Origin of the sequence: Mycolicibacterium mageritense (assembly GCF_010727475.1) — a bacterium.
Lineage (GTDB): Bacteria > Actinomycetota > Actinomycetes > Mycobacteriales > Mycobacteriaceae > Mycobacterium > Mycobacterium mageritense.
The window spans coordinates 5531373-5557324 of record NZ_AP022567.1; the positions used below are offsets into that span (position 1 = coordinate 5531373).

The 25952-nt window shown below is 67.7% G+C and carries 31 protein-coding genes; 19 read left to right on the forward strand and 12 right to left on the reverse strand.

Features of this window, described 5'->3' with window-relative positions; genetic code table 11:
* Positions 1-125: 125 nt before the first annotated feature.
* A complete protein-coding gene (locus G6N67_RS26685; protein ID WP_036436583.1) occupies positions 126-956 on the reverse strand; it encodes a D-alanyl-D-alanine carboxypeptidase in 831 nt (276 codons plus the stop codon).
* Between the two features lie 68 nt (positions 957-1024).
* Positions 1025-1909, reverse strand: a complete 885-nt coding sequence (locus G6N67_RS26690; protein WP_036438325.1) for a D-alanyl-D-alanine carboxypeptidase family protein — start codon at positions 1907-1909, stop codon at positions 1025-1027.
* 144 nt (positions 1910-2053) lie between these two features.
* Between G6N67_RS26690 and G6N67_RS26695 the strand changes: the two genes are divergently transcribed.
* The 6 genes from G6N67_RS26695 (at position 2054) to trmD (ending at position 5863) form a co-directional block, all read left to right on the forward strand.
* Positions 2054-3271, forward strand: a complete 1218-nt coding sequence (locus G6N67_RS26695) for an osmoprotectant NAGGN system M42 family peptidase (RefSeq protein ID WP_370466169.1) — start codon at positions 2054-2056, stop codon at positions 3269-3271.
* Positions 3272-3317: 46 nt separating this feature from the next.
* The gene (locus G6N67_RS26700) at positions 3318-3737 is read left to right on the forward strand and encodes a nuclear transport factor 2 family protein (protein WP_036438329.1); all 420 of its coding nucleotides are present in this window, start codon (positions 3318-3320) and stop codon (positions 3735-3737) included.
* A gap of 192 nt (positions 3738-3929) precedes the next feature.
* Complete coding sequence (gene rpsP, locus G6N67_RS26705) at positions 3930-4400, forward strand: 30S ribosomal protein S16 (RefSeq protein ID WP_036436585.1); 471 nt, start codon at positions 3930-3932, stop codon at positions 4398-4400.
* A gap of 8 nt (positions 4401-4408) precedes the next feature.
* Positions 4409-4651: an RNA-binding protein gene (locus tag G6N67_RS26710; protein WP_003881089.1), complete on the forward strand. Its 243-nt coding sequence runs from the start codon at positions 4409-4411 to the stop codon at positions 4649-4651.
* A 4-nt stretch (positions 4652-4655) separates the two neighbouring features.
* Positions 4656-5174: a ribosome maturation factor RimM gene (gene rimM / locus G6N67_RS26715; protein ID WP_036436588.1), complete on the forward strand. Its 519-nt coding sequence runs from the start codon at positions 4656-4658 to the stop codon at positions 5172-5174.
* An 11-nt stretch (positions 5175-5185) separates the two neighbouring features.
* A complete protein-coding gene (gene trmD / locus G6N67_RS26720) occupies positions 5186-5863 on the forward strand; it encodes a tRNA (guanosine(37)-N1)-methyltransferase TrmD (RefSeq protein ID WP_036436589.1) in 678 nt (225 codons plus the stop codon).
* An 87-nt stretch (positions 5864-5950) separates the two neighbouring features.
* Here the strand turns inward: trmD and G6N67_RS26725 are convergent, their stop codons facing one another.
* Positions 5951-6895 carry a serine hydrolase gene (locus tag G6N67_RS26725; RefSeq protein ID WP_036436591.1) on the reverse strand — a complete coding sequence of 315 codons (945 nt, stop codon included), beginning with the start codon at positions 6893-6895 and terminating at the stop codon, positions 5951-5953.
* Positions 6896-7253: 358 nt separating this feature from the next.
* Between G6N67_RS26725 and rplS the strand changes: the two genes are divergently transcribed.
* Genes rplS through G6N67_RS26750 form a run of 5 tightly spaced genes read left to right on the forward strand, consistent with a single transcriptional unit; the run spans position 7254 to position 10844 of the window.
* Positions 7254-7595 (forward strand): 50S ribosomal protein L19, encoded by a 342-nt coding sequence (gene rplS / locus G6N67_RS26730; RefSeq protein WP_036436592.1) that lies wholly within the window; start codon positions 7254-7256, stop codon positions 7593-7595.
* Positions 7596-7641: 46 nt separating this feature from the next.
* Positions 7642-8508, forward strand: a complete 867-nt coding sequence (gene lepB / locus G6N67_RS26735; RefSeq protein WP_036436594.1) for a signal peptidase I — start codon at positions 7642-7644, stop codon at positions 8506-8508.
* 21 nt (positions 8509-8529) lie between these two features.
* Complete coding sequence (locus tag G6N67_RS26740; protein WP_230023029.1) at positions 8530-9312, forward strand: ribonuclease HII; 783 nt, start codon at positions 8530-8532, stop codon at positions 9310-9312.
* A complete protein-coding gene (locus G6N67_RS26745; RefSeq protein WP_036436596.1) occupies positions 9309-9614 on the forward strand; it encodes a DUF2469 domain-containing protein in 306 nt (101 codons plus the stop codon). The genes G6N67_RS26740 and G6N67_RS26745 overlap by 4 nt, the downstream gene beginning before the upstream one ends.
* 3 nt (positions 9615-9617) lie before the next feature.
* Positions 9618-10844, forward strand: a complete 1227-nt coding sequence (locus G6N67_RS26750) for an amidohydrolase (RefSeq protein WP_036436598.1) — start codon at positions 9618-9620, stop codon at positions 10842-10844.
* Here G6N67_RS26750 and G6N67_RS26755 read toward each other — a convergent pair.
* From G6N67_RS26755 to G6N67_RS26775, 5 genes are all read right to left on the reverse strand, one after another.
* Positions 10831-11535 (reverse strand): dienelactone hydrolase family protein, encoded by a 705-nt coding sequence (locus G6N67_RS26755; protein WP_036436600.1) that lies wholly within the window; start codon positions 11533-11535, stop codon positions 10831-10833. The genes G6N67_RS26750 and G6N67_RS26755 overlap by 14 nt on opposite strands.
* Positions 11536-11575: 40 nt before the next feature.
* Complete coding sequence (locus tag G6N67_RS26760) at positions 11576-13030, reverse strand: protein adenylyltransferase SelO (protein WP_036436602.1); 1455 nt, start codon at positions 13028-13030, stop codon at positions 11576-11578.
* A 31-nt stretch (positions 13031-13061) separates the two neighbouring features.
* Positions 13062-13448, reverse strand: a complete 387-nt coding sequence (locus G6N67_RS26765; protein ID WP_036436605.1) for a DUF2237 family protein — start codon at positions 13446-13448, stop codon at positions 13062-13064.
* Between the two features lie 32 nt (positions 13449-13480).
* Complete coding sequence (locus G6N67_RS26770; RefSeq protein ID WP_051579099.1) at positions 13481-14683, reverse strand: serine hydrolase domain-containing protein; 1203 nt, start codon at positions 14681-14683, stop codon at positions 13481-13483.
* 63 nt (positions 14684-14746) lie between these two features.
* Positions 14747-16342 (reverse strand): PucR family transcriptional regulator, encoded by a 1596-nt coding sequence (locus G6N67_RS26775; protein ID WP_036436607.1) that lies wholly within the window; start codon positions 16340-16342, stop codon positions 14747-14749.
* Positions 16343-16455: 113 nt separating this feature from the next.
* Between G6N67_RS26775 and G6N67_RS26780 the strand changes: the two genes are divergently transcribed.
* Both G6N67_RS26780 and G6N67_RS26785 read left to right on the forward strand, forming a co-directional pair.
* The gene (locus G6N67_RS26780) at positions 16456-17949 is read left to right on the forward strand and encodes a CoA-acylating methylmalonate-semialdehyde dehydrogenase (protein ID WP_036436610.1); all 1494 of its coding nucleotides are present in this window, start codon (positions 16456-16458) and stop codon (positions 17947-17949) included.
* Positions 17950-18029: 80 nt separating this feature from the next.
* Entirely contained in the window at positions 18030-19424 is a 1395-nt protein-coding gene (locus G6N67_RS26785) for an aspartate aminotransferase family protein (RefSeq protein WP_036436612.1), read from the forward strand.
* Positions 19425-19497: 73 nt separating this feature from the next.
* Here G6N67_RS26785 and G6N67_RS26790 read toward each other — a convergent pair whose 3' ends face one another.
* From G6N67_RS26790 to G6N67_RS26800, 3 genes are read right to left on the reverse strand one after another with little or no spacing between them, the layout of a single operon-like run.
* On the reverse strand, positions 19498-19968 hold the full coding sequence (locus tag G6N67_RS26790) for a methylated-DNA--[protein]-cysteine S-methyltransferase (protein WP_306666463.1): 471 nt from the start codon (positions 19966-19968) through the stop codon (positions 19498-19500).
* Complete coding sequence (locus G6N67_RS26795; protein ID WP_081812679.1) at positions 19961-20293, reverse strand: Ada metal-binding domain-containing protein; 333 nt, start codon at positions 20291-20293, stop codon at positions 19961-19963. Before G6N67_RS26795 ends, G6N67_RS26790 begins: the two co-directional genes overlap by 8 nt.
* A 4-nt stretch (positions 20294-20297) precedes the next feature.
* Entirely contained in the window at positions 20298-20612 is a 315-nt protein-coding gene (locus G6N67_RS26800; RefSeq protein ID WP_197747933.1) for an ester cyclase, read from the reverse strand.
* Between the two features lie 273 nt (positions 20613-20885).
* Between G6N67_RS26800 and G6N67_RS26805 the strand changes: the two genes are divergently transcribed.
* From G6N67_RS26805 to G6N67_RS26815, 3 genes are all read left to right on the forward strand, one after another.
* Complete coding sequence (locus G6N67_RS26805; RefSeq protein ID WP_036436617.1) at positions 20886-21659, forward strand: HAD-IIA family hydrolase; 774 nt, start codon at positions 20886-20888, stop codon at positions 21657-21659.
* Positions 21660-21743: 84 nt separating this feature from the next.
* Entirely contained in the window at positions 21744-22478 is a 735-nt protein-coding gene (locus tag G6N67_RS26810; protein ID WP_036436619.1) for a GntR family transcriptional regulator, read from the forward strand.
* Entirely contained in the window at positions 22475-22933 is a 459-nt protein-coding gene (locus tag G6N67_RS26815) for a RidA family protein (protein WP_036436623.1), read from the forward strand. Before G6N67_RS26810 ends, G6N67_RS26815 begins: the two co-directional genes overlap by 4 nt.
* A 10-nt stretch (positions 22934-22943) precedes the next feature.
* Here G6N67_RS26815 and G6N67_RS26820 read toward each other — a convergent pair whose 3' ends face one another.
* On the reverse strand, positions 22944-23525 hold the full coding sequence (locus G6N67_RS26820) for an SRPBCC family protein (RefSeq protein WP_036436626.1): 582 nt from the start codon (positions 23523-23525) through the stop codon (positions 22944-22946).
* A gap of 112 nt (positions 23526-23637) precedes the next feature.
* Here G6N67_RS26820 and G6N67_RS26825 point away from each other — a divergent pair, with 112 nt between their 5' ends.
* Genes G6N67_RS26825 through G6N67_RS26835 form a run of 3 tightly spaced genes read left to right on the forward strand, consistent with a single transcriptional unit; the run spans position 23638 to position 25947 of the window.
* Complete coding sequence (locus G6N67_RS26825) at positions 23638-24633, forward strand: LLM class flavin-dependent oxidoreductase (RefSeq protein WP_230023021.1); 996 nt, start codon at positions 23638-23640, stop codon at positions 24631-24633.
* Positions 24626-24904 (forward strand): hypothetical protein, encoded by a 279-nt coding sequence (locus G6N67_RS26830; protein ID WP_036436628.1) that lies wholly within the window; start codon positions 24626-24628, stop codon positions 24902-24904. The genes G6N67_RS26825 and G6N67_RS26830 overlap by 8 nt, the downstream gene beginning before the upstream one ends.
* 59 nt (positions 24905-24963) lie before the next feature.
* Positions 24964-25947 (forward strand): ABC transporter substrate-binding protein, encoded by a 984-nt coding sequence (locus G6N67_RS26835; protein ID WP_036436630.1) that lies wholly within the window; start codon positions 24964-24966, stop codon positions 25945-25947.
* Positions 25948-25952 lie beyond the last annotated feature (5 nt).

A 25952-nucleotide genomic window follows, 5' to 3' on the forward strand; every position in this document is an offset into this window, starting at 1 on the left:
GAGACCTCGCGGTCCTCGGTCACACTGGCTCCCCTCATCCCCTCGACGCGCACCCGTCTGCGCGAAATTAGGGTGACCTTACTTCGGGGGAGGGTTTCGTGGGGGCGTCCCTTTCGCGGTCGGGCTCAGGTGGTTTGGCTGAAGCCCCAGTCCAGCAGGTTGATCGCCTGACCGTAGAGATCGCCCGAACCGCGCATCTGCACGACGACGAGCCTGCGGTTTCCCCGTTGCGCCGCGCCCACGTACGTCTTGCCGGCCAGGTCGGTGTAGCCGGTCTTGCCGCCGAGGTCACCGGGATAGCGCGACAGCAGTTCGTTCTGGTTGGTCAGCGTCTTGCCCGGGAACGGGGCCGACGGCTGCCGCATGATCTGCGCGATCAGGGGATAGGTCAGCGCGGCGCGGAACATCACCGCGAGGTCGTGCGGCGTCGTGATCGATTCCCAGCCCGGTCCGTCCAGACCCGACGGCGACGACGCCCTGGTGCCGCGGGCACCGACGCTGAGCGCTTTGCGGTTCATCGCCGCGACCGCCGCGCGCTGGCCGCCGAGCATGTCGGCCAGCATGTTGGCGGCGTCGTTTCCCGACACCATGAGCAGCGCCGAGAGCAGCTGGGCGGTGGTGTAGGGCTGGCCGGGTTTCAGCCCAACGCACGAGCATTCGACCTTGGTGTGCGACTGGTTGGCCCTCGCGAAATTGTCGGGCCTCAGATTGTCGAGCACGACCATCGCGAGCAGCACCTTGATGGTGCTGGCCGGGGCGTACGACCCGTACGGATCCTTCGATGCCAAAACCTGCCCGGTGTCCATGTCGGCGAGCAGGAACGCTTTCGCCGGACCGTTCGCAAATGCCTGTGCGCCTGCGGGTTCCACGGTGGGCGCCGCGTGCGCGATCGATGTCGGGGGCATCGCCACCACCGCGCTGAGGGCGAGCGCGGTCGCCGCGAACAGTCTTCGCACGAGCGCCGAGGCTACGGCTCGCAGGACTCTTTCAGCGCGCGATCAGGTTTCCATCGGATATCGCCCGGCTACAGCGTGTCGATGCCCGCCGACCGGTCCTGCGCGAAGCCCCAGTCGAGCAGGGCGGTGGCCTGATCCCAGTAGGTCGGTCCGCCCTCTTTCACCAGGCCGTACATCATCGCCACCACCAGCCGGCGGCCGTCGCGCTGGGCTGCGCCGACGAACGTCTTCTTCGCCACGTCGGTGAAGCCCGTCTTGCCGCCCAGCATGCCGGGGTAGCGGAACAGCATCTCGTCCTGATTGATCAGGTCGATCGGTCCGGACGGACCCGGGAAGGACGCCGAAGGGGCCGCGGTGATCGATGCGAACACCGGATTGGCCATCGCGGTGGTGAAGATCACCGCCAGATCGCGTGGGGTGCTGGCGCCGTCGATCCCCGGCCCGTTGAGACCCGACGGCGATCCGGCATGTGTCGACGTGGCGCCGATGGCTGCGGCCTTGGCGTTCATCTTGGCCACCGCGGCGTCGGTGCCGCCGAGCATGTGCGCGAGGGTGTTGGCGGCGTCGTTGCCCGATACCAGCAGCAGGCCGTCGAGCAGTTGCCGCGTCGTGTAGGTGCGGCCCGCCTTGATCCCGGCGCAGTTGCACTCGACGTTCGCGTCGGCCTCGTCGGCGACCACCGTCGCGTCGAGCGGCAGCTCGTCGAGCACCACCAGCGCCAGCAGCGTCTTGATGGTGCTGGCCGGCGCGTGCGCGGCGTACTGGTCACGGCCCGCGAGGATCTGGTGAGTGTCCATGTCGGCGACGATCCAGGCCGGTGCCGGGCCGTCGGGGATGGGCACATTGCCGATCTGCTGCACACTGGCGTCAGCCGCCGCTGTGGGAATGCCGACAAGCGAGGTGGGGAGAACCGCTGCGATGCACAACACGATTGCGCCGACGAGCCTGACCATGTGCACTGAGCCTAGCGGCCCGGCGTCCGGGCGCGAGGCGACGGCGTAGATCGACGTGGTTCGACCCGATCGATCCGCCGTTTGGTAGAGACGACTTGTAGCGACGACGACGTGAAGGGAGACGCTGTGGCCGAATCCGCGGTGATGCCGGAGGCAGAACGCAAATGGATGGTTGACACCCTGCTTGCGCTTCTGCAGACCCCGAGCCCGTCGGGGCGCACCGATGCGGTGATGCAGTTGATCGGCGACATCCTCAACGACCTCGGTGTGCCGTTCACCCTGACCCGCCGTGGCGCGTTGACGGCCGAGCTGCCCGGCGAGTCGGATTCGATCGACCGGGCACTGGTCGTGCACGCCGACACGATCGGCTGCATGGTCCGCAATCTCAAGGACAACGGCCGCCTCGAGCTGGTCCCGGTCGGCACGTTCTCGGCACGCTTCGCCGCGGGCGCCCGGGTCCGGATCTTCTCCGACGACCCGGACGAGTTCTTCACCGGCACGATCATGCCGCTCAAGGCCAGCGGGCACGCGTTCGGCGACGAGATCGACACCCAGCCGACCGACTGGGACCACGTCGAGGTCCGCGTCGACCGCAACGTGTCGAACCGCGCGGATCTGGAGAACCTCGGCCTCAACGTCGGTGACTTCGTCGCGCTCATCGCCAGCCCCGAACTCACCGAGGACGGTTTCGTGGTGTCCCGTCACCTCGACGGCAAGGCCGGGGTCGCGGTGGCGCTCGCCCTGGCCAAGACCATCGCCGAGCAGAAGATCGTGCTGCCGCACCGCGCGATGCTCATGGTCACCATCACCGAGGAGGTCGGCCACGGCGCGAGCCACGGGCTGCCGCCGGACGTCGCGGAACTGGTTTCCGTGGACAACGCGGTCTGCGCACCCGGGCAGCATTCGATCGAGCACGGGGTCACCATCCCGATGGCAGATCTGCACGGCCCGTTCGACTATCACCTGACCCGCAAGCTGTGCCGGCTGGCCAAGGGGCAGAACATCCCGTTCGCACGCGACGTTTTCCGCTACTACCGGTCGGACGCGGCAGCCGCCATCGAGGCAGGCGCGGGCACTCGCGCCGCGCTGGTGGGGTTCGGCCTGGACGGCAGCCACGGCTGGGAGCGGACGCATCTCGACTCGCTGGAGGCCACGTATCTGCTGTTGCATTCGTGGCTGCAGACCCCGCTGACGTTCGAGGCCTGGGACGCGGCCCCGACTGGCAACCTGCGCGACTTCCCGTCCTCGAAGCAGCCGGCTCCCAGCGAGCAGTGGGTGCCGCTGTCGCGCGGCGATCACACCGAACCGGGGGAGGCGTCGCCGGGCGAGCACTGGCCCCCGTCGGAAGGCCCGCAGTCTTGACGCGCACGCGACGAGCCCTCGGGCGCAGGTGGTGTTGAATCGAACCGTGCTGAGCCTGGAAGAGATTTCCGACCGCCTTGAGATTCAGCAGTTGCTGGTGGCCTACTCCACGGCCATAGACCGCCGGCAGTTCGATGACCTCGACGCGGTGTTCACGCCGGACGCCTACATCGACTACCGCGCGATGGGCGGCGTCGACGGGCACTATCCCGAGGTGAAGGCCTGGCTCGCCGAGGTGCTGCCGAACTTCCCGGCCTACGCCCACATGCTCGGCAACTTCGACGTCCGGATCTCCGGCGACACCGCGTCGTCGCGCACCATCTGCTTCAACCCCATGGCGCTGCCCGGTGAGCAGCAGCAGGTGCTGTTCTGCGGGCTCTGGTACGAGGACGAGTTCGTCCGTACCCCCGACGGCTGGCGGATGAGCCGCCGCGTCGAGACCAAGTGCTTCGACAAGGTGATCTGACCGCGACGACCCCGATCGGCGCGTCCGCGGGATTTGGGCAGGCCGGACGGCCTCTGGCACAATGGTCGGCTGTCTGCCGTGCGACTCGTTGAATGCGCTGCGCGGCGGTCACACACGTAAGGCAAAACCGGATCCCGGCATCCCGCCGGAGATCGCCGAATTGCAGCGTGGCAACGATTTAGGAGCTTCATCGTGGCTGTGAAAATCAAGCTGACCCGGCTTGGCAAGATCCGTAATCCCCAGTACCGCATCATCGTCGCCGATGCGCGCACGCGCCGTGACGGCCGCGCCATCGAGGTCATCGGCCGCTACCACCCGAAAGAAGAGCCGAGCCTGATCGAGCTCAACTCGGAGCGCGCGCAGTACTGGCTGGGCGTCGGCGCCCAGCCCACCGAGCCGGTGCTGGCGCTGCTGAAGATCACCGGTGACTGGCAGAAGTTCAAGGGCCTGCCGGGCGCCGAGGGCACGCTGAAGGTCAAGGAGCCCAAGCCGTCCAAGCTGGATCTGTTCAACGCCGCGCTGGCCGAGGCCGAGAGCGGCGGCGGTGCCGAGGCCACCACGCTCAAGAAGAAGAAGGCGCCGGCCAAGAAGGAACAGCAGGACGAGGCAGCTGCCGAGGCTCCCGCTGAGGCGGCAGCCGCCGACACCGCCGGCGAGAGCTGAGCGTCGCGGTGAGTTCTGTCGTGGTCGACGCCGTCGAGCACCTGGTCCGCGGCATCGTGGACAATCCGGACGACGTGCGGGTCGACATGGTGACCAGCCGTCGGGGCCGCACGGTCGAGGTGCATGTGCATCCCGACGACCTGGGCAAGGTAATCGGCCGCGGTGGCCGTACCGCCACGGCGCTGCGGACGCTGGTCGCCGGCATCGGTGGCCGCGGCATCCGCGTCGACGTGGTGGACACCGACCAGTAGCGCCATGGACCTCGTCGTCGGACGGGTTGTCAAGGCCCACGGCATCACCGGCGAGGTCGTCGTCGAGGTGCGTACCGACGATCCCGACGCCAGGTTTGCGCCCGGCACGGCCCTGCGGGGTCGTGCGAAGGGCGGAGCCGAACGTCCGGTCGTCATCGAATCGGTGCGCGAACACGGTGGTCGCCTGCTCGTGCGGGTGGCGGGGGTGAGCGATCGAGATTCCGCTGATGCGTTGCGCGGCACCGTTTTTGTGGTCGATTCTGCTGATCTGCCTGCGATCGACGACCCCGACGAGTTCTACGATCACGAACTCGAGGGCCTGGCCGTGGTGACGGTCGACGGTGCGCCGGTGGGCACGGTCGCGGAGGTGCTGCACACCGCGGCCGGTGAACTGCTCTCGGTCAAGGCCGAGGGCGGTCGCGAGGTTCTCGTCCCGTTCGTCAGCGCCATCGTCACGTCGGTTTCGCGCGATGACGAGACCATCGTCATCGACCCGCCCGACGGACTGCTGGATCTGGGCTGAAGGGCGACGCTGTGCGCATCGACGTCGTCACGATCTTCCCCGAATACCTAGCCCCGATCCGACAGTCGTTGCCGGGCAAGGCTATTGACGCCGGCATCGTCGAGCTGGCGGTGCACGATCTGCGATCCTGGACCCACGACGTGCACCATTCGGTGGACGACTCGCCCTACGGGGGCGGCCCCGGCATGGTGATGAAGGCGCCGGTGTGGGGCGAGGCGCTCGACGAGATTTGTTCCGACGAGACACTTCTGGTGGTGCCGACGCCCGCGGGCCGGCCGTTCACCCAGGCGGTTGCGCACCGTTGGAGCGACGAGAAGCACCTGGTTTTCGCGTGCGGCCGGTATGAGGGCATCGACCAGCGCGTGGTCGACGACGCCGCGCGACGCATGCGCGTCGAAGAGGTGTCGATCGGCGACTATGTGCTCACCGGTGGCGAATCCGCGGCCCTGGTGATGATCGAGGCGGTGGTGCGGCTGCTGCCCGACGTTCTGGGCAACCCCCAATCCCACCAACAGGATTCGCACTCCGACGGACTGCTCGAGGGGCCCAGTTACACGCGCCCGGCCAGTTGGCGCGGGCTCGAGGTGCCGCCCGTCCTGTTGTCCGGAGACCACGCGAAGGTGGCGGCCTGGCGGCGCGAGCAGGCGCTGCAGCGCACCAGGGAGCGCCGCCCAGACCTGCTGGACTGATTTTCCTATCGCGAGCAGACGCGGGAGTACCCGAGTAACCGCGTTATCGGGTACCGGCGCGTCTGTTCGCGGAGAAAAAGTGGCGGATTAGATCCGGCCGCCGGGGAACATGATCTTGACCGCATCGGTGATGGTTCTGCGTGCGGTGTCGGAATCGGTCGGCTGCAGCGAGCCGATCACCATGATGAAGCGCCGGTCGGGACCGATCACACCCGTGGACAGGTGCATCCAGTCCGAGCCGATACAGCACATCCAGCCCTGCTTGACGGCAACCGGTTCGGCGTAGAGACCGTCGGGAATGCCGAAGCGCTGAGGATAGATGCCGCCGGGCTGTGTGCCGTCGATCGCGGTCGGGGTGGACTGCGCGAGATTGGACAGGATGATGTTGGCCTGTTCGGGCGGCAGTCCGCCGCTGCCGTTCATCAGCATGTCGTAGTAGCGCACCAGGTCCGCCGCGGTGCTGACGGTGTTCCACCAGCGGCTGTCGTACGGCGGGCGGGTCGAGCTCAACCCGTAGCGGGTCGCGACCCGGGTGATGATCGCGTCGCCGCCGCTGCGGTTCCAGAGCACCTCGGCCGCACTGTCATCGGAGGACCGCAGCATCACGTCGAGCAACTTGCGGTCCTCGGGTGTGATGACAGTCTGGCCCCTGGCCTCCTGCAGCAGCAGGTCGTCGGCGATGAACAGCTTGGAGACCGACGCGATGGCGATCGCCGTGTCGTTTCCGTTGGAGACCCGCTGATCGGTGTTGCGGTCGAGCACCAGCACGGTGATGTCCGCGCCGGCCTTGGCGGCCGCCGAAGTGGCTTGCGCCGCACGGTCCTGCAGGCCGTTGAAGGTTGCGGCGGGCTCGTCGGGCGGGGCCTCGGGCAGCGGCGCCATGCTGCCCTGCGGCACCACCACGGTGAGGCGAGGTGCCGAAGGCGCGACGGGGGGAGTCCCGTACACGGGCGCGGTACAGCCGGCGAGGGTGACGGTGGCGACCACGCTGACTGCTGCCGGCGTGATCAGCCTCGGCGGCCGCCGTCGCATAGCCCTCCCTTGGCCCGTTTCCGCGGAATTCCGGATGGGAACGTCGGCAGCGGCGCATCCGGTGGAAGCAGAGTAACCGCTGTGGGCCCAGCCCGTGTAGTTAGTTGCGCTCATGGTTTGGGTGCCGGATATCGGTTAGGGTTCATGCGCCTGTCCGAGGCGTTATCCGAGGGGTTATCGGCCACCGATTTCACTGGATCGGACCTCGTCTGGCACAATTGAGCAGTTGTCTGCTGCAGGCCTGGGCTAGGGTGCGTCCCGCCCGCTGCGAGATACACCCGATACACCCGAAAATTAGCTTCGGCTGCGCGACCGCGCGCACTCGCCCGGAGCCGCGAACAACAAGGAAGTGTCACCGATGAACACGCTGGACTTCGTCGATCAGGCGTCGCTGCGCGACGACATCCCGACCTTCAGCCCCGGCGACACCATCAATGTGCACGTGAAGGTGATCGAGGGCACCAAGGAGCGCATCCAGGTGTTCAAGGGCGTCGTGATCCGCCGTCAGGGCGGCGGCATCCGCGAGACCTTCACCGTGCGCAAGGAGAGCTACGGCGTCGGCGTCGAGCGCACCTTCCCCGTGCACTCGCCCAACATCGATCACATCGATGTCGTGACCCGTGGTGACGTCCGCCGGGCCAAGCTGTACTACCTGCGTGAGCTGCGCGGCAAGAAGGCGAAGATCAAGGAAAAGCGCTGAGCGCCTTCCGGCGTCCCGCGCGGTCCGGTTCGCAGCGCTCGCTACTGTGGGTGCCGTGACCGGACCCACCGAATCTGCTGAGTCCTCATCGGACGACCCGCCGAAGGTCGACGCTCAATGGCCTCAGGCTGAGGAGCCCGAAGCCGAGCCCGAGGCGGAGAAGGACGATTCGCCGAAGCGTAAGCATTCCGCGTTACGCGAGGGTGCAATTCTGGTCACCATCGCGGTGGTTCTGTATTACGTGATGCTGACGTTCGTCGCGCGGCCCTACCTGATCCCGTCGGAATCGATGGAGCCGACGCTGCACGGCTGTAACGGCTGTGTGGGTGACCGCATCATGGTCGACAAGCTGACCTACCGGTTCTCCAAGCCGGAGCCTGGTGACGTGGTGGTGTTCAAGGGCCCGCCGTCGTGGAACATCGGCTACAAATCGATCCGTTCGGACAACACCGCGGTGCGGTGGGTGCAGAACGCGTTGTCGTTCATCGGGTTCGTGCCGCCCGACGAGAACGATCTCGTCAAACGCGTCATCGCGGTGGGCGGCCAGACGGTCGAATGCCGCGCGGCCACCGGGTTGACCGTCGACAGCAAGCCGCTCAAAGAGCCGTACCTGGACCCCGCCACGATGATGGCCGATCCACAGGTGTACCCGTGTCTCGGCAACGAATTCGGGCCCGTCACGGTGCCCGAAGGGCGGATCTGGGTGATGGGGGACAACCGCACCCATTCGGCCGATTCCCGCGCGCACTGCACCAACCTGCCCGCAGACGCCCAGCGCGGACTGTTGTGCACCGGCGACCCCACGGCGGGCACCGTACCGGTGGACAATGTGATCGGTAAGGCGCGATTCATCGCCTGGCCGCCGTCGCGGTGGGGCGGGATCAGCAGCGTGAACCCGCAGGCCAACTCTTAGGAGCAGCCGGTGGCCTCAGAGCTGAGGATGTCATGGCCGCCTCGAACGGTGATCCGGAAGTCGTCCGGGCTGCGCACCCTGGAGGCGGCGCTGTACCGCAGTGGGCTGGGACCGGTCGCCGGGGTCGACGAGGTGGGCCGCGGAGCCTGCGCGGGCCCGCTGGTGGTGGCCGCCTGTGTCCTGGGGCCGAACCGGCTTGAGAGCCTGGCCGCGCTCGACGATTCCAAGAAGCTCGGCGAGAAGGAACGTGAGCGGCTGTTTCCACTGATCCGTCGGTACGCCGTGGCCTATCACGTGGTCTTCATCCCGTCGACCGAGGTGGATCGTCGCGGTGTGCACGTGGCCAACATCGAGGGCATGCGGCGCGCGGTGGCCGGGCTGTCGGTTCGGCCCGGCTATGTGTTGTCCGACGGTTTCCGGGTGCCGGGCCTGGCGGTCCCGTCCCTTCCGGTGATCGGGGGCGACGCGGCGGCGGCGTGCATCGCGGCGGCGAGTGTGCTGGCGAAGGTCAGCCGAGACCGGCTCATGGTCGAGATGGAGCGCGACCATCCCGGATACGGGTTCGCCGAGCACAAGGGCTACAGCACGCCGGCGCATACCGCGGCGTTGGCGGAGCTCGGGCCGTGTCCCGAGCATCGCTACTCGTATGTGAACGTGCGCCGGGCCGCCGAGGCGGTCGGTGTGCGGCGGGTTGGGCGACCCGCGCGGCATGCGGAACCCGGGTACGCAAAGATGGGTTCGGAAGGCTTGTGTGAAGAGCAGACTGAGGCAGTGGACCAACGAGAAGGACAGCTGAGCGGATGAGTGCCGAAGATCTCGAGAAGTACGAAACCGAGATGGAGCTCTCGCTGTACCGCGAATACAAGGACATCGTCGGTCAGTTCAGCTATGTGGTGGAAACCGAGCGCCGGTTCTACCTGGCCAACAGCGTGGAGATGGTGCCCCGCAACGCAGACGGCGAGATCTATTTCGAGCTGCGGCTGGCCGATGCCTGGGTGTGGGACATGTACCGGCCCGCCCGGTTCGTAAAGCAGGTGCGGGTGATCACCTTCAAGGACGTCAACATCGAAGAAGTCGAGAAGCCCGAGCTGCGGCTGCCGGAGTAGCACGTGACCGGAAGCCGCGCCGACGCGATCCTGGCCGCATTGCCCGAGGTGCGGGCGTGGCAGGAACCGCTGTACCGGGATCTGCATCAGCATCCCGAGTTGTCGCACCACGAGCAGCGGACCGCCGGTGTGATCGCGTCGCGGCTGGCGGCGGCGGGCTTGCAGGTGCACGACGGCATCGGCGGCACCGGTGTGGTGGGGATGCTGCGTAACGGCGCCGGTCCCACGGTCTTGTTGCGTGCCGACATCGACGCGCTGCCGGTCACCGAGGTGACGGGCCTGCCGTATGCCAGCACCGAACCCGGCGTGATGCACGCGTGCGGGCACGATGTGCACGTCACGTGCTTGTTGGGTGCGGCCGAATTGTTCGCGCGCGCAACGGAACACTGGAACGGCACGGTGGTGGCACTGTTCCAGCCGGCCGAAGAGGTCGGTGGCGGTGCCCGCGGCATGGTCGACGACGGCCTCGCCGACGTGGTCGGCCGCGTGGACGTCGCGATGGCCCAGCATGTGATGCCCGCACCGGCCGGGCACCTCGGTACCCGCAGCGGCCCCGTGTTGTCGGCCGCCGACAGCATGCGGGTCACGGTGTACGGCCGCGGCGGGCACGGCTCGATGCCGCACGCGACGGTGGATCCCGTGGTGCTGGCCGCGATGATCGTCATCCGCCTGCAGACCATCGTGTCGCGTGAGGTGGCGCCGACCGAGACCGTGGTGCTCACTGTCGGCAGCATCCATGCGGGCACCAAGAGCAACGTGATCGGTGATCACGCGGTGCTCGAGCTCAACCTACGGACATACGACCAGGCGGTTCGAGCCGCGGTGCTCGACGCGATCCGGCGCGTGGTGATCGCGGAGTGCCAGGCGTCGGACTCGCCTCGCGAACCGGAATTCGAGCTGTACGACAGCTTTCCGCTGACGGTCAACGACGCCGACGTCACTGCGCGGGTCGACGCGGCCTTCCGCGGGTATTTCGGTGACCGCGTGCAGGCCATGGGGGCGCATGCGGCCAGTGAGGATTTCAGCGACATCCCCGTCGCGCTCGGCGTGCCGTACACCTACTGGGGGCTCGGCGGTATCGACGAGCAGACCTATCGCGCCGCGGCCGCCGCCGACCGGGTGAGCGCGGACATCCCGGTGAATCACTCGCCACGGTTCGCGCCGGTGATCCAGCCGACGTTGGACACCGGCACGCAAGCGCTCGTGGTGGCCGCGCTCAGCTGGCTTTAGCCTGCAGGTGTTCGCCGAAGAACGCGAACACCCGCGCCCACGCGTCGGACGTTGCCGCCTCGTTGTACCCGAAGCCCGCGATGCGCAGAAGTGGTTGGGCCGGAAGCTGATTGGCGAAACTGTGCCCGGCATCGGGATACACCTTGATGTCGGCCGGGATGTTCTTGGCCTCGACGATCTTCCGCAGCCGTTTCGGCGCGCCGATACCGGCCGGGTCACGGCGGCCGAAGCTCGCGACGATGGGGCACGACGCGTCGAGGGTTTCGTCGAGATGGCGGGGCAGCGGCGTGCCGTAGAACGGTGCTGCCGCGGCGAACCCCCTTGGCCCCATGATCAGGGCGAACTGACCGCCCATGCAGAATCCGGCGATGCCGACCGTCCCCGTGCAGTCGGGCAGCGACCGCAGATGATCGCGTGCGGCCAGGATGTCGTCGAGGGCCGTGCCGCGCTGGGTCAGCAGGTCGCGGAACACGCGCGTGATGCAGCGCGCGCGACCGCCCCGCGCAAACAGGTTGGGCGTGATCGCCAGGTAGCCGGCCCCGGCGATGCGCGCCGAGGTCGCCTCGTTGTCGGGGCCGTAACCGATCGCATCGTGGATGACCACGACGCCGGGCCACGGCCCGGAGCCTTCGGGGGTGTCCAGGAGCGCGTCGATCGGGCCGTCTGGGGTGGCGAGTGAAATCGTGGACACGTCCCCGAATGTAGCGGCTCGGGGTGGCCGCTCGCTGGGCTCAGGTGCCGCAGAACGTGCGGTACGTGCCGAAGTCCTCGGGTGCCGGGGCCGCGTAGGCGTCGAGGCCTGGCCGTTCGTCGTATGGGGCGGCCAGCGCGGCCATCAGTTTGCGCAGCGGTTCCAGCTCACCGGACGTGGCCGCGCTCAGGGCTTCCTCGACCAGGTGATTGCGCGGGATGTAGATCGGGTTGACGCGGTCCATCGCGTCGGCGTCGGGGCCCAGCGCGCGCCACCGCGCCTGCCACTCGTCGAACTCACGGGGGAGTTCGGTTCCGCCGCGTGCGGCGCGGGCGAGGGTCCGGAAGAACGACGTGTAGTCGATCCGGTTCTGCTGCAACAACACCAGCAGGCCATCGATCAGCGGACGGGCTGCCGCGCGGTCGACATCGCCCGTCAGGCCGAGCTTGGCGCGCATGCCCGCCGTCCAGGCATCGTCGAACTGGGCGCGGAACTCGCCGAGTGACTCGGTCGCGAGTGCCACCGCGGCTTCGGCGTCGTCGGAGATGAGTGGCAGCAGGGTTTCGGCGAACCGGGCCAGGTTCCACTCGGCCACCGCGGGTTGATTGCCGTAGGCATAGCGCCCGCCGTGATCGATCGAGCTGAAAACCGTTGCCGGATCATAGCTTTCCATGAAGGCGCACGGTCCGTAGTCGATGGTCTCGCCGGATATGGTCATGTTGTCGGTGTTCATCACACCGTGTATGAAGCCGACGTGCAGCCAGCGGGCCACCAGCGCGGCCTGTGCCGACACCACCGCGTCGAACAGCGCGAGGTACGGATTGTCGGCGTCCGCCGCCCGTGGGTGGTGCCGGGCGATCGCGTGGTCGGCAAGCCGCCGCAACAACTCGAAATCGCCTGCAGCTCGGCCATATTGGAAAGCGTATTGGAAGCTGCCGACGCGTAGGTGGCTCGCGGCGACCCGGGCCAGCACCGCTCCGGGCTCCTGGGTCTCGCGCCACACCCCGCGGCCGGTGGCCACCACGGCCAGCGCCCGCGTGGTGGGTATGCCCATGGCGTGCATCGCCTCGCTGACGATGTACTCGCGCAGCATCGGTCCCACGACGGCAAGACCGTCGCCGCCGCGGGCGAACGGGGTGCGTCCGGAACCCTTCAGGTGCAGGTCACGGAGGCGCCCTTCGGTGTCGGTCAGCTCGCCGAGCAGCAGGGCGCGCCCGTCGCCGAGGCGCGGGACGTACCCGCCGAACTGATGTCCGGCGTAGGCCTGCGCGACGGGCGTGGCGTCGCCGGGCACGACCGTGCCGAGCAGCAGACCCAGCCCGTCGGGGCCACGCAGCCAGTCGGGATCGAGGCCCAGCTCGGCGGCCAGCGGTTCGTTGAGCACGAGCAACCCCGGATCCGGCGCGGCCTCGGCCCGCCACGGAATGGCCAGTTCGGGCAGCTCGCGGGCGAACCGGTCATCGAGGCGGACCGTGGTCTCGGGTGTCACACTCACGACACGAGCCTACGGAGAATTCCGCTGGGGCTCAGAGATCCGCCAGGTCGTCGGGAACGTCGACGGCGTAGCGCTGCAACACCTCGAGTGGCACGACGTCGAGGGTGCGTTCGTGGGTGGCCGACAGCACGACCGGTGCGGCGTAGCCGTCCTGGTGGGCGCGCAGCCAGTTGGCCGCGGTGACGCACCAGCGGTCTCCCGGGTTGAGACCCGGAAACCGGAAATGCGGTGCCGGGGTCGAGAGATCGTTGCCGATCGAGCGTTGATGCTCCAGGAACTCGGCGGTGACCACGGCGCAGATGGTGTGCCTGCCGATGTCGGCGTCGCCGGTGGAGCAGCAGCCGTCGCGGTAGAAGCCGGTGAGCGGGTCGGTGCCGCATTCGTCGAGCGGGCCGCCCAGCACGTTGCGATCAGACATCGCATCAGTATCTCTCGGCAGGGGACCGCAGGTCAGGACAGTTGCGCGGCGATTTCGTCGAACGCGGCGATGGTCGGGAACAACTTCGCGGCGTCCTGCGGGTACGGCCAACTCGACAACTTCGCCGCAACGACGTTCGCCGACCGGTTGACATAGATCATCTGCCCGTGGATGCCGAGGCACAGCAGCACGTTGTTGCCCGACTTGGGGAACCAGCACTGATTGCGGTACATGCCGCCGGGCATGCGGTTGTCGTCGGGGCTCGCGGCGAACGCGGCCCGGGAGTCGATGCCGCCCGCGAACGTGTCGGCGATCCAGGACAGTGGCACGACCTGCTCGCCGGTGAGCGAGGTGCCGCCACCGAGGAACAGCGCCCCGAACCGGACCAGGTCGCGCAGGCTCGCGTTGATGCCGCCGTCGAACATGCCGGTGCCCACCGAATCGATACCGATGGTCGCGTCGTTCTGGGCGCCGAGCTTGCTCCAGAGCAGCTGCGACATCAGCTCGGGCATCCGGATGCCGGACGCCGCCTCGCAGATCCAGCCCAGCACGTCTGTTTCGCACGAGCGATATTCGAACGAGCCGCCGTGCGGCGACTTCTGCCGCAACGTGAGCAGGAAGTCGTACATCGTCGTGGGCAGGTCGGGCACGGTGCGCGGGGCCCAGCCGATGGCCTGCTCCAGCAGCCGCACCTCGGCCATCGGGTCCAGGTAGGTCTCGGAAAAGGCGATACCCGAACGCATGTCGAGCAGGTGGCGCACGGTGGCACCTGCGTAGCCCGAGTGCTCGAGTGCGGGCACGTAGTGGGTCAGCGGGGCGTCGACGTCGATCGCGCCGCCGGCGACCAGGGCCCCGGTGACCATCCCGACCAGCGACTTGCTCACCGACATCAGCAGGTGCGACGTGTCGGGGGTCATCCCGCCGTAGTAGTGCTCCTCGAGAATCCTGCCGCGCTGCGTGACGATCCAGCCGTCGGTCGCGGTGCCGGTCATGACGTCGCCGACCGTGGTGCGCATGGCGTTGGTGCGGTCATAGAGCGGTATCGAGGACAGGTCGGCAGGCGCGGCGGGCAACTCGGCCACCGGCCCCGTGCCACGCGAGATCGCCGCGGTCGGCAGGAAGTCGGCGACGTGTTGGAAGGTCCAGTGCAGCTGCTCGGCGGATTGCCAGTTCTGCAGCGTCAGTTCGGGGGGTACGTGAGCGGACTCTGGACCGTGTGCGTTGCCGAGCAGCATGTCCATGTCCAGCCTCCTGATGCCGTGCCGGTCACGCCCAGCAATTCCACCGACGACCCTAGCTCAGTTCCGGGCCGCGCCGTGCTGGGCATCGAGGATCAACAGTGCCACGTGCAGCGAGGTCATCGACTCGCCGTCATCCAGGTCGACGCCGAGTCGCCGCTGGATGGAAGCCAACCGGCTGTAGAGCGCCGGTCTGCTCATGTGCAGCCGTTTGGCCAACGCGGACTTGTTGCCCGCAAGTTCCAGGTAGCCGCGCAGCACCGCGGTGTCGTCCTCGCCGTGGTCGGCGTCGTGGATGAGCAACGTCTTGAGCTCGGTCTCGGCGAAGGTCTGCACCCGTGGGTCGTCGTGCAGCAGGGTGAGCAGGCCCCGGAGCCTGACGTCGGAGGCCCGGACGAACGGTCGCTGGGCGCCGGACATGGACAGCGCGACGTCGGCCACGTGCGTGGACTCCCGTAGCCCGTGCACGGCGTCGGCGAAGGCTTCCGCGTCGGCACCGATCGCCACCACCACCCGGTCGGTGTCGCCGCCGCGGCTGATGGCCTCGCGCAGGCCGTCGGCGAGCCGGGTCAGGGTCGAGTCGGGCGTCATGCCGCGCCGAACGACCAACGCCAGCACCAGGCTCACTTCGCCGTCGCGCCGGATCGAACATATCGCGCTGTGGCCCTGGGATTTCACGCTGTGCACCACGGCGTCGAGGATGCGGATGTTGCGGCGCTGCACGGCCACCGGATCGAGTCGGTCGGCTGAAGCGCCGACCCGCACCGTGACGGGGAGATAGGGCCCGTCGGCGCGCAGGCCCAGTGCGGCTGCCCGCGCGGCCGCGTCACGGTCGTCGGCGATGCGGCCGCCGAGTACGTCATCGATCAACCCGCTCTGCGCCTGGTGCTCGAGACCGGACCGCCCCCGCTCGGCCATCCGGTGCAGCGCCAGCGCCTGGGCGGCGCGCTCCAACACCGTCGTGGCCCGGGCCGGCGCCTCGGGCCGGTGCGGAATGATGAGCCGGCCCCATTCTTCGCTGCGCGGGCCGACCGGCGTCGTGATCCACGGTTCGGTCATCGCGCGCGAGCGCCGCTGCCAGTCGTCGAGCACCGCGGTGGCCGGTTCGCGGCGCGGCGATATCGCCAGCACCTGGTGGGACAGATCCTCCAGCACCACCGACTCGTTGATCATCTCGGCGGCGGCGCGGACGATGTCGGCCAGTGTCGGGCGCCGCATGCTCAGATCGGTGAAGGTCTGATGGGTGCGGTGCGCGAACGCGAGTTCCTCGTACTGGTCGGCGACGATCAGGCGGTGTACCGCCTCGGTGACCTCGACGAACCTGGTCTGCCGGTGCAGCAGCACGAGCGGAAGGCCCAGTGCCTGCGCCACTTCGGCGACTGAGGCTGGCAGTGCCTCCACTCGGGTGCCCAACTCGACGACGACGCCGACCGCCCCGGCACGTTTCATGCCTTCGAGGTAGGCGCGGGGGGCGTCCCGCAACGCCGAACCCGTGGTCAGCACCAGCTCGCCGCCCTGCAGCAGGCCCGAGAGGTCGGCCATCTCGCTGACGTGCACCCAGCGCACCGGGCTATCGAGGTGTTCGGAGCTGACCACTTCGGGCAGACCGGCCTGGACCACCGGCAAGGCGATGACGTCGCGGACGGTGGGGATCATTTACACAGTGTAAAAAAGTAGTCAATCCTGGATACACAATGACGGCGATTGGGGGCTTGCCGGTGCCCCAGAGTTGTAGGCATCACACCAACACCTCAAAGGAGGGCTCGCCCATGAACAACGTCATCCAGCACTGGCGCGACGGCAAGTCGTTCGCCGGCACGTCCACGGCGACGTCGCCGGTGACCAACCCCGCGACCGGCGAGGTGACGGGCGAGCTGTTGCTGGCCAACGTCGAGGATGCGCGTGCGGTGATCGACGCGGCCGCGGCGGCGTTCCCGACGTGGCGGGACACCTCGCTGGCCAAGCGTGCGTCGGTGTTGTTCGCGTTCCGTGAGCTGATCAACGCCCGCAAGGAGGAGTTGGCGGCGATCATCACCAGTGAGCACGGCAAGGTGCTCTCCGATGCCCTCGGTGAGGTCAGCCGTGGTATCGAGGTCGTCGAGTTCGCATGCGGCATCCCGCATCTGCTCAAGGGCGGATACACCGAGAACGCCTCGACCAAGGTCGACGTGCACTCCGTACTGCAGCCGCTGGGCCCGGTGGCCATCATCAGCCCGTTCAACTTCCCGGCGATGGTGCCGATGTGGTTCTTCCCGATCGCCATCGGCGCGGGCAACACCGTGGTCATCAAGCCCTCGGAGAAGGATCCCTCGGCCGTGATCTGGATGGCCGAACTGTGGAAGGAAGCCGGGCTGCCCGACGGCGTGTTCAACGTGCTGCAGGGCGACAAGACGGCGGTCGACGAGCTGCTGACCAACCCGAAGATCAAGGCGGTGTCGTTCGTCGGGTCGACCCCGATCGCGCAGTACGTCTACGCCACCGGAACCGCGGCCGGCAAGCGCGTCCAGGCTCTCGGTGGCGCCAAGAACCACGCGGTGATCCTGCCCGACGCCGATCTGGATCTGGCTGCCGACGCCATGGTCAACGCCGGTTTCGGGTCGGCCGGTGAGCGCTGCATGGCCATCTCCGCGGCCGTTGCGGTCGGCCCGATCGCCGACGATCTGGTCGCCAAGATCGCCGAGCGCACCGCGACCATCAAGACCGGTGACGGCACCAAGGACTCCGACATGGGTCCGCTGGTCACCAAGGCCCACCGCGACAAGGTGGCCTCCTACATCGACGCCGGCGAGGCCGCGGGTGCCAAGGTCGTCGTCGACGGCCGCACGGTGATCGCCAACGGCGGCGCCGACGGGTTCTGGCTGGGCCCGACCCTGCTGGACAACGTCACCCCGGAGATGAGCGTCTACACCGACGAGATCTTCGGCCCGGTGCTGTCGGTCGTGCGCGTCGAAACCTATGACGAGGCACTCGAACTCATCAACAGCAACCCGTACGGCAACGGCACCGCGATCTTCACCAACGACGGTGGCGCGGCGCGGCGGTTCCAGAACGAGGTCGAGGTCGGCATGGTCGGCATCAACGTGCCGATCCCGGTTCCCATGGCCTACTTCAGCTTCGGTGGCTGGAAGGCATCGCTGTTCGGCGACAGCCACGCCCATGGCACCGAGGGTGTGCACTTCTTCACCCGCACCAAGGCCATCACCACCCGCTGGCTCGATCCCAGCCACGGCGGCATCAACCTGGGCTTCCCCGAAAACAAGTAGTCGTACACCGGCGGTGCGGTCCCATACTCGGTATGGGACCGCACTTTCGGTCAGGTTCCCTACGAGTGAGAGACTTGATCATGAGCTTGATTGACGAGACTGACAACGCCACCGTGCTGCCCAACGGACTGACCGTCGAGGATGCGCGCGCCGAGGCCGCCCGTGCCTACGAACTGGACCGGGCCCATGTTTTCCATTCCTGGTCGGCTCAGGCCGAGATCACGCCCATGACGATCACGGCGTCGGCGGGGTCGTACGTGTGGGACGGCGAGGGCAACCGGCTGCTGGACTTCTCCTGTCAGCTGGTCAACACCAACATCGGCCACCAGCACCCGAAAGTCGTTGCCGCCATTGCCGAACAGGCTGCCAAGCTGTGCACGGTGGCGCCGCAGTACGCCAACGCGGCCCGCTCGGAAGCGGCCCGGCTGATCGCCGAGCGCACGCCGGGCGAGCTGAACAAGATCTTCTTCACCAACGGTGGGGCAGACGCGATCGAGCACGCGGTGCGCATGGCGCGCCTGCACACGGGCCGTTACAAGGTACTGACGCGGTACCGCTCGTACCACGGTGGCACCGACACCGCGATCAACCTCACGGGTGACCCGCGGCGGTGGTCCAACGACTACGGCAACAGCGGAGTCGTGCACTTCTTCGGGCCCTTCCTGTACCGGTCGCAGTTCCACGCCACCACCGAGGCCGAGGAGACCGAGCGGGCGCTGGCCCACCTCGACGAGGTCATCCGGCTGGAAGGCCCGGCCACCATTGCCGCGATCGTGCTGGAGTCCATTCCCGGCACCGCGGGCATCATGGTCCCGCCGCCCGGGTACATCGCCGGTGTGCGCGAGCTGTGCGACCGCTACGGCATCATGTACGTCGCCGACGAGGTCATGGCCGGGTTCGGTCGCAGCGGAAAGTGGTTCTCCATCAATCACTTCGACGTGGTTCCCGATCTGCTCACGTTCGCCAAGGGCGTGAACTCCGGTTACGTGCCGCTCGGCGGTGTGGCGATCAGCCCGGCCATCGCCGAGACGTTCGCGCACCGGGCCTACCCCGGTGGGTTGACCTACTCGGGTCATCCGCTGGCCACTGCCGCGGCCGTCGCCACCATCAACGCGATGGAGGACGAGGGCATGGTCGACAACGCGGCCAAGGTCGGCGCCGAGGTCATCGGACCCGGGTTGGCCGAGCTGGCGGCCAAGCACCGCAGCATCGGCGAGGTGCGTGGCGCGGGCGTGTTCTGGGCCGTCGAGCTCGTGGCGAATCAGCAGACGCGGGAACCGTTGGCGCCCTACGGCGGTTCGAGCCCGGCGATGAACGCCGTGATCGCGGCGTGCAAGGCCAACGGCCTGCTGCCGTTCGCCAACTTCAACCGGATCCACGTCGTCCCGCCGTGCAACGTGACGGCCGACGAGGCGCGCGAGGGCCTGGCGATCCTGGACAAGGCGCTGGACGTGGCCGACGAACACACGGTCTGATCGCAGTACCCGACCGACGGCCCGGCTGTGTGCGATCCGCACAGCCGGGCCGTCGGCGTCTGCGTCGACCCGCTCACCACAGGTACGGCGCTGACGAGATCAGTTGCAGCCGAGTGGCGTTCGCGTACTCCAGGTCGAGCAGGCGGCGTTTGCGCGCGAGGCCGCCTGAGTAGCCCGTCAGTTTGCCGTTGCTGCCGATCACGCGATGGCACGGCACGACGATCGACAGCGGGTTGCGTCCCACCGCGGCGCCGACCTGCTGCGCGGTGACATCTGGACCGATGCGGCGGGCGAGCTCACCGTAGGTGACGGTGGTGCCGTACGGGATGTCGCCGAGCGATTCCCATACCGCGGCCTGCAGAGGGTCGGCGTACGAGGGGCGCAGCGGCAGGTCGAACCGTTGCCGTTGACCGTCGAGGTATTCGGTTATCTGGTGCGCGGTCTCGTCGAATCCACGATCGAGGGCGGGGCCGAACGTCACGGGATCCGGCCGGTGCCAGTGGTGCGGAAAGTAGATTCCGCGCAGTCCCTCGGTGTCACGCACCAGGGTGAGCGTGCCGAGAACGGTCTCGAGTGTCCGATGCCAGGTCGGGTGTGGGTCGTGGTGAGCCATGGTGTCGTTTCCAATCGTTGTAGGCCTGCGGCAGGCACACCGCACACGGTCGGTACCCCGCGGTGACGGCGGTGTGCTCGTCGGCGAAGAAGACCCGGTGGCGGCCGTAACCGCCGCCCGCCAGGGCGCGCAGTGCCGCCGGACAGTCCAGTCGGCCGTAGAGCTTGCTGCGCCGGTGACCACCCAGCGTGCCGGGGGTGGTGCTGACGTACGGACGCCCGTCGGCGCCGATCAAGATGTAGCGGGCCGAAGGCATGCCGTCAGGCCGGCTTGATGAGGCCGAGCTGCTGCAGCACCGTGACGCCGTCGTCGAGGCCGATCTCTTCGGCGATCATCCCGTCGACGACCTTGAGCACCGATGTCCCGGTGAAGCGCATCGACTTGCCGCTGCCTGCAGGCAGCGCGCCGATCGGCATGTCGTCGAATGCGTCGCCCGTGTGTGTCCCACCGCCGATCCACTGGCCGACGACGTAGTCGCCTTCGGCGATCAGGTCCGCGGTGCCGCCGAATGCCAGGTCGGGGAACGCGGCGCGGAACTTCGTCGCGAACGCCTGACCTCGTCGCGCCCCCGGCACGGGGCGTGCAGCGAGTACTCGAACCGGATGTCAGGTGCGGCGAGTTGGTCGATCACGGCGGGGTTGAAATCCGGCCCCCAGAACTCGGTGAACCAGCGTCCGACAACCGCCTTGTTCTCTTCAATCGACATTGATCGTCCTTCCGTCCGTGGGATTCGGGGCGGGCTCGAATCGAGCACCTATCAGGTAGACGGCGGGCCTGGCCCGAACGTGAGATCGCCGGGAAAACTGCGTTGGACGGTGAACCCGGGGCGGTCTTGAGAGACTGAACCGGTGCGTTCACATGCCCAGTGCTGGCTGACCGATATGGACGGCGTCTTGGTACGCGAGGAATCCGCGTTGCCCGGTGCCGCGGAGTTCCTGCAAACGCTGGCCGACAAGGAGCGGCCGTTTTTGGTGTTGACCAACAACTCGATCTTCACGCCGCGCGATCTTGCGGCGCGGTTGACGCGGTCCGGTCTGACCGTGCCCGAGGCCTCGATCTGGACCTCGGCGCTCGCCACGGCCGCATTCCTCAACGACCAGTTGCCCGGCGGATCGGCCTACGTCATCGGCGAGGCCGGGCTGACCACCGCGCTGCACGAGGTCGGCTACACGCTCACCGACACCGATCCGGATTTCGTCGTGCTCGGTGAAACCCGCACCTACTCGTTCGAGGCCATCACCAAGGCGATCCGGCTGATCCTAGGCGGAGCCCGCTTCATCGCCACGAATCCCGATGTGACCGGGCCCTCGGCGGAGGGACCGCTGCCTGCGACCGGCTCGGTGGCCGCGATGATCACCAAGGCGACCGGGCGGGATCCCTACTTCGTGGGCAAACCCAATCCGATGATGTTCCGCAGCGCGCTCAACCGGATCGAGGCGCATTCGGAGAACACCGTCATGGTGGGCGATCGGATGGACACCGACGTGGTGGCAGGCATCGAGGCCGGGCTCGACACGATCCTGGTGCTGACTGGCTCGACGTCCGTCGGCGACATCGAGCGCTATCCGTTCCGGCCCAGCCGCGTGTTGCCGTCGATCGCCGAGGCCATCGAACTGATCTGACATGACCGTCGAAACGCCGAACGGGGATGGCCCCACGATCGGGTGATCGCATAGAGTATCCAATATTAGCGAAAGCGAGACCCGATGCCGCCCCGAACAGCCACTCCGCGCACGGCCTCCGACACCGCCAACGGCGGCAAGGGGCCGCGCTCGGACTTTGTCAGGCCCAAGACCGCACAGCAGGCCGTGGCGGAGGCGCTGCGCCGGGACATCACGAGCGGCAAACTCGCGCCGGGCAGCTGGATCGTGCAGGAAAGCCTCGCCGAGCAGTTCGGCATGTCCCGGATCCCGATCCGCGAGGCGCTGAAAACGCTTGAGGCCGAGGAATACATCACCTATGTGCCGCACAGCGGCTACCGGGTGGCCAAGCTGGGTCTCGACGAACTGATCGAGGTGTTCCGGCTGCGCGACATCCTCGAAGCCGAGCTGATCCGCGATGCCATGCCTGCCGTGACCGACGAGGTCGTCGAGCAGATGCGCGAGCAGATGGCCGAAATGGAGCGGGCCGCGACGGCAGGCGACCTGATCGCCGTGGGCCTGGCCAACCGGAAGTTTCACTTCCTGACGTTCGAGGGCAGCGGTATGGCGCGCACCAAGCGCATCGTGACGCAGTTGTGGAACACCGCGGACGCGTACCGCCCGCTGTATGCGCACCTCATGGACCTGGCGAAGGTCAACAGTGAACACGTGCTCCTGGTCGACGCGATGGCGGCCCGCGACGTCGAGCGGGTGGTCAAGCTCAACCACGAACACCGTCTGCACGCGATCGATCACCTGCACACCGTGTTCGGTCGCGAGGACTCCGAAGCGGGCGCGTGAGCCCGCGAGACCGCCTCGCGGCGTTGGGTTTCGAGATCCCGCCGGCACCGAAGCCCAAAGGTGCGTATTTCCCGAGCCGTCGGTGCGGTGACCAACTGTGGATATCGGGTTCGACCGCGCGGCGGCCCGGCGATCCCGGCGCCGTGGGTGTCGTGGGGGACGACGTCACGGTCGAACAGGCTCGGATCCAGGCGCGTTTCGCGGCGTTGAACCTGATCGCGGCGATCGACGCGGCGGTCGGGGTGCACGCCGTGACGGCGCTCGTGCACCTTCGCGGTTACGTCCGGGCGAGATCCGATTTCGACGGGCATCCCGCGGTGATCGACGGTGCCTCCGAGTTGTTGATCGACGTTTTCGGTGAGGACTGCGGCGCGCACGCCCGCACGGCGATCGGGGTGGCATCCCTGCCGGGCGGTGCGTGCGTGGAACTGGAACTCGTAGCAAGCGTGGGTTAGCGGGTCTGGGTCAGGCCAGCCGTTCGGCGGCGCGCCCGATGGCCAGGCCCAGTGCCACGCCGGCCAGTGCCGTCAATGCGATTGCCAGCCAGTCATTTTCGTCTACCGTCCGATCAATTCTCGGCCGCCCGGCAGCGGGTTCTGCTTCGGCCGGTGCGATCAACGCGTTGAGCCTGCGCACGAACTGGCCGATGATGCGGTTGCCGACCTGGGTGATGACGCCACTGCCGAACTGGGCGATGCGGCCCCCGAGTTCGAGGTCGGTCCGCACCGTGACGGCGGCGCGGCCGCCGCTGTCGCGGGCCGACATCGTGACGGTCGCCGCTGCCGAGCCGTTACCCTTGCCGTCGCGCGCGGTGCCGCGCACCACCATCTGATGCGCGGTGTCGTCGCGGCTGACGACCGTCGCTGTGCCGGCCAGCGTGAGCCCCACCGGACCGACCTTGACCGCGACCCGCGCCCGGTAGTCGTCACCCTCGTGGCCTTCGAGTTCCGCGCCGGGTATGCACTCGACGACGCGCGGGATGTCGGTCAGCGCCGCCCACGCGACCTCGAGCGGCGCATCGACGGAGAACTCGTTGACCAGTTGCATGACGTTTCCTTGTCCTCTCCTCGATCGGTCCGTCACCCGTTTGGAGTTGTGTGACCTGAACCGCACCCTTACGATTGGATACGATATCCAACGCAGGCCCAGGAGGTCGATAGTGCTGAGTAAAGGGGTCGGTCTGTTCCCGACCGAGCCGGTGGGCGCCATGTGCGAGTACGTCAAGCTGAGCGAATCGCTCGGGTACGACAACGTGTGGTTCGGTGACTCGCAGAACATCTGGCGGGAATCGTCGACCGTCATGGGGGCCGCGGCCGTCGGCACCGAGCGCATCATCTTCGGCACCGGCGTGACCAACGCGGTCACGCGCCATCCTTCGCTGCTCGCGTCCACCTGGGCGACGCTCGCCGAGTTCACCGGTGGTCGCGTGGCGCTGGGGATCGGGACGGGCGATTCCTCACTGCGGACCATGGGCCTCAAGCCGCTCAAGCTCGCGGAGCTGGAGCAGTCGATCGTCGACCTCCGCGCGCTGTTCAAAGGTGAGAAGGTGGTGGAGCCGACCAGCGGCGCCGAATACCACCTCAACTACGTGACCGAGCCGATGAACATACCGATCTACATCGCCGCATCCGCACCGAAGATCCTGCGGATGTCCGGGCGAATCGCCGACGGCGTGATCGTGCTCGTCGGCACGGCACCGCACTTCATCGAAGCGGCGCTGGCGACCATCGAAGCGGGTGCGGCCGAGAGCGGGCGCACGCTCGACGACATCCACATCGTGTTGTGGACCCCGACGGCGATCGACGAGGATCGCACCAAGGCCCGGGATCTGGTGCGCGCGCACGTATCCCGTGTCGCGATCCGGCCGTTGCCCGCCAAGGTCGAGCCGTCGCTTGAGCAGGCGATCGACCGGATCCGGGAGTCCTACGATTACTACCAGCACATGAACACCGAAGCCTCACACGCGGATCTGGTACCCGACGAATTGGTGGATCTGTTCGCGCTGGCAGGCACGCCGGACGAATGCGCCCAGCGGCTCAAGGAGATCGAGGCACTCGGTGTCGACCAGGTGTCGATCGTGCCGTTCGTGCGACCGGGGGAGAGCCGGGCTCCGACCATTCGCACCTTCGCCGAGATCGCCGGCGGCCGTGCCTGACGCGGCCCGCGCCGAGCGCGCGTTTCCCGCTCCGGGAAGCGCGGTGCCCGGCGCACCGCCCGCGTTGAAGCGGGCACTGACTCCCGCCGACGGTGTGCAGCTGGGTGGGCAGCAGCCGCCTGGTGTGTCTGCCGTGGTGTCCGCTGCGCCGGCGGCAGCCGGTGGTGCCCGATTCACGGCGGCCGCGGCGCTCATGGGGGTGGCGGTGGGGCTCGAACTGGCCGGTTTGTTGTCCAGGGTCACGAGGGCGCTCGGGCGTCCGAAACATTGACCTAGATCACAGTAATTCGTATAGTGTATCCAATATTCAACAGCCGGAGGTTGTGTCGGATGTCGTGGTTTCCCAAAGTCTTTGCCGCTGCGTGTACTGCGGTCGCCGTCGTCGTCGGGATGACGGCGTGTGCCGACGAATCCGCCGGTCCCGCAGGCGGCGGCACCGACGCGTTGAGCATCTCGGCGACCGGCGTCGACAGCCTGCCGTTCATGGCCATCCTCCAGGTCGGCATCGACAAGGGCTGGTTCAAGGAGCAGGGGCTCAACGTCGACCTCTACTCCGGTGGCGGCGGCGGGAACACGCTGCGGGTGGTCACCAGTGGCGACGCGGACATGGCCATCGCGGGCAACAGCTCAGTGATTCTCGCTGCACAGCAACCGAATTCGAAGCTCAAGGTCGTCGCGCCGTGGTTCCAGATCAACGACTTCTCGTGGATCTCCCCACCCGGGCGCAAACTTGAGGGCGCGACCCTCGGCTTCAGCTCGGCGGGATCCTCCACCGAACTCATCGTCAAGGGCCTCGAACGCAAACTGAACGTCAAGTCCCAGGCAGTCGGTCCGATGGGCGACAACTGGACCGCGGCCAAGGCAGGCCAGATCACCGCCGGATGGGCCATGCAGCCGTTCATCGCGGACAAGCAGGCATCGGATCACGCTGAGGTACTGGTGGATTCGCGTGATGTGGTGGGCGACCTGCCCGCCGACCTGGTCGCGGTCAACACCGACTACGCCGAGCAGAACCCGGACAACATCCGTGACTTCTTCACTGTCGTCAACCGGCTCAACGAGTGGCTGGTGGCCAACCCTGACGAGGCCGCGGCGACCATCGCACCGCTCGTCGGTGTCAGCCCCGAGGTGATGAAGTCGGCGTTCTCGGCCAACCCGGACCTTGCCAAGGGGTACACCCTGAAGGTCGACACCGCGGGCCTGACGAACCTTTCGGAGTTGATGGTGGGCGCCGGTCAGATCTCCGAGCCCATCGACTGGGCCACCACACTCGACCAGCAGTACCTGCCCGAGGATGCACGGGCGGAATTCTGAGCCAC

Coding starts and splice junctions, on each gene's coding strand:
- G6N67_RS26780 (WP_036436610.1), top strand. CDS start 16,456: ATGAACAACGTCATCCAGCACTGGCGCGACGGCAAGTCGTTCGCCGGC.
- G6N67_RS26820 (WP_036436626.1), bottom strand. CDS start 23,525: ATGCAACTGGTCAACGAGTTCTCCGTCGATGCGCCGCTCGAGGTCGCG.
- G6N67_RS26690 (WP_036438325.1), bottom strand. CDS start 1,909: ATGGTCAGGCTCGTCGGCGCAATCGTGTTGTGCATCGCAGCGGTTCTC.
- G6N67_RS26775 (WP_036436607.1), bottom strand. CDS start 16,342: ATGATCCCCACCGTCCGCGACGTCATCGCCTTGCCGGTGGTCCAGGCC.
- rplS (WP_036436592.1), top strand. CDS start 7,254: ATGAACACGCTGGACTTCGTCGATCAGGCGTCGCTGCGCGACGACATC.
- G6N67_RS26765 (WP_036436605.1), bottom strand. CDS start 13,448: ATGTCTGATCGCAACGTGCTGGGCGGCCCGCTCGACGAATGCGGCACC.
- G6N67_RS26725 (WP_036436591.1), bottom strand. CDS start 6,895: ATGCGACGGCGGCCGCCGAGGCTGATCACGCCGGCAGCAGTCAGCGTG.
- G6N67_RS26795 (WP_081812679.1), bottom strand. CDS start 20,293: ATGCCTTCGGCCCGCTACATCTTGATCGGCGCCGACGGGCGTCCGTAC.
- G6N67_RS26835 (WP_036436630.1), top strand. CDS start 24,964: ATGTCGTGGTTTCCCAAAGTCTTTGCCGCTGCGTGTACTGCGGTCGCC.
- G6N67_RS26785 (WP_036436612.1), top strand. CDS start 18,030: ATGAGCTTGATTGACGAGACTGACAACGCCACCGTGCTGCCCAACGGA.
- rimM (WP_036436588.1), top strand. CDS start 4,656: ATGGACCTCGTCGTCGGACGGGTTGTCAAGGCCCACGGCATCACCGGC.
- G6N67_RS26695 (WP_370466169.1), top strand. CDS start 2,054: ATGCCGGAGGCAGAACGCAAATGGATGGTTGACACCCTGCTTGCGCTT.
- G6N67_RS26810 (WP_036436619.1), top strand. CDS start 21,744: ATGCCGCCCCGAACAGCCACTCCGCGCACGGCCTCCGACACCGCCAAC.
- G6N67_RS26745 (WP_036436596.1), top strand. CDS start 9,309: ATGAGTGCCGAAGATCTCGAGAAGTACGAAACCGAGATGGAGCTCTCG.
- G6N67_RS26770 (WP_051579099.1), bottom strand. CDS start 14,683: ATGCTGCTCGGCAACGCACACGGTCCAGAGTCCGCTCACGTACCCCCC.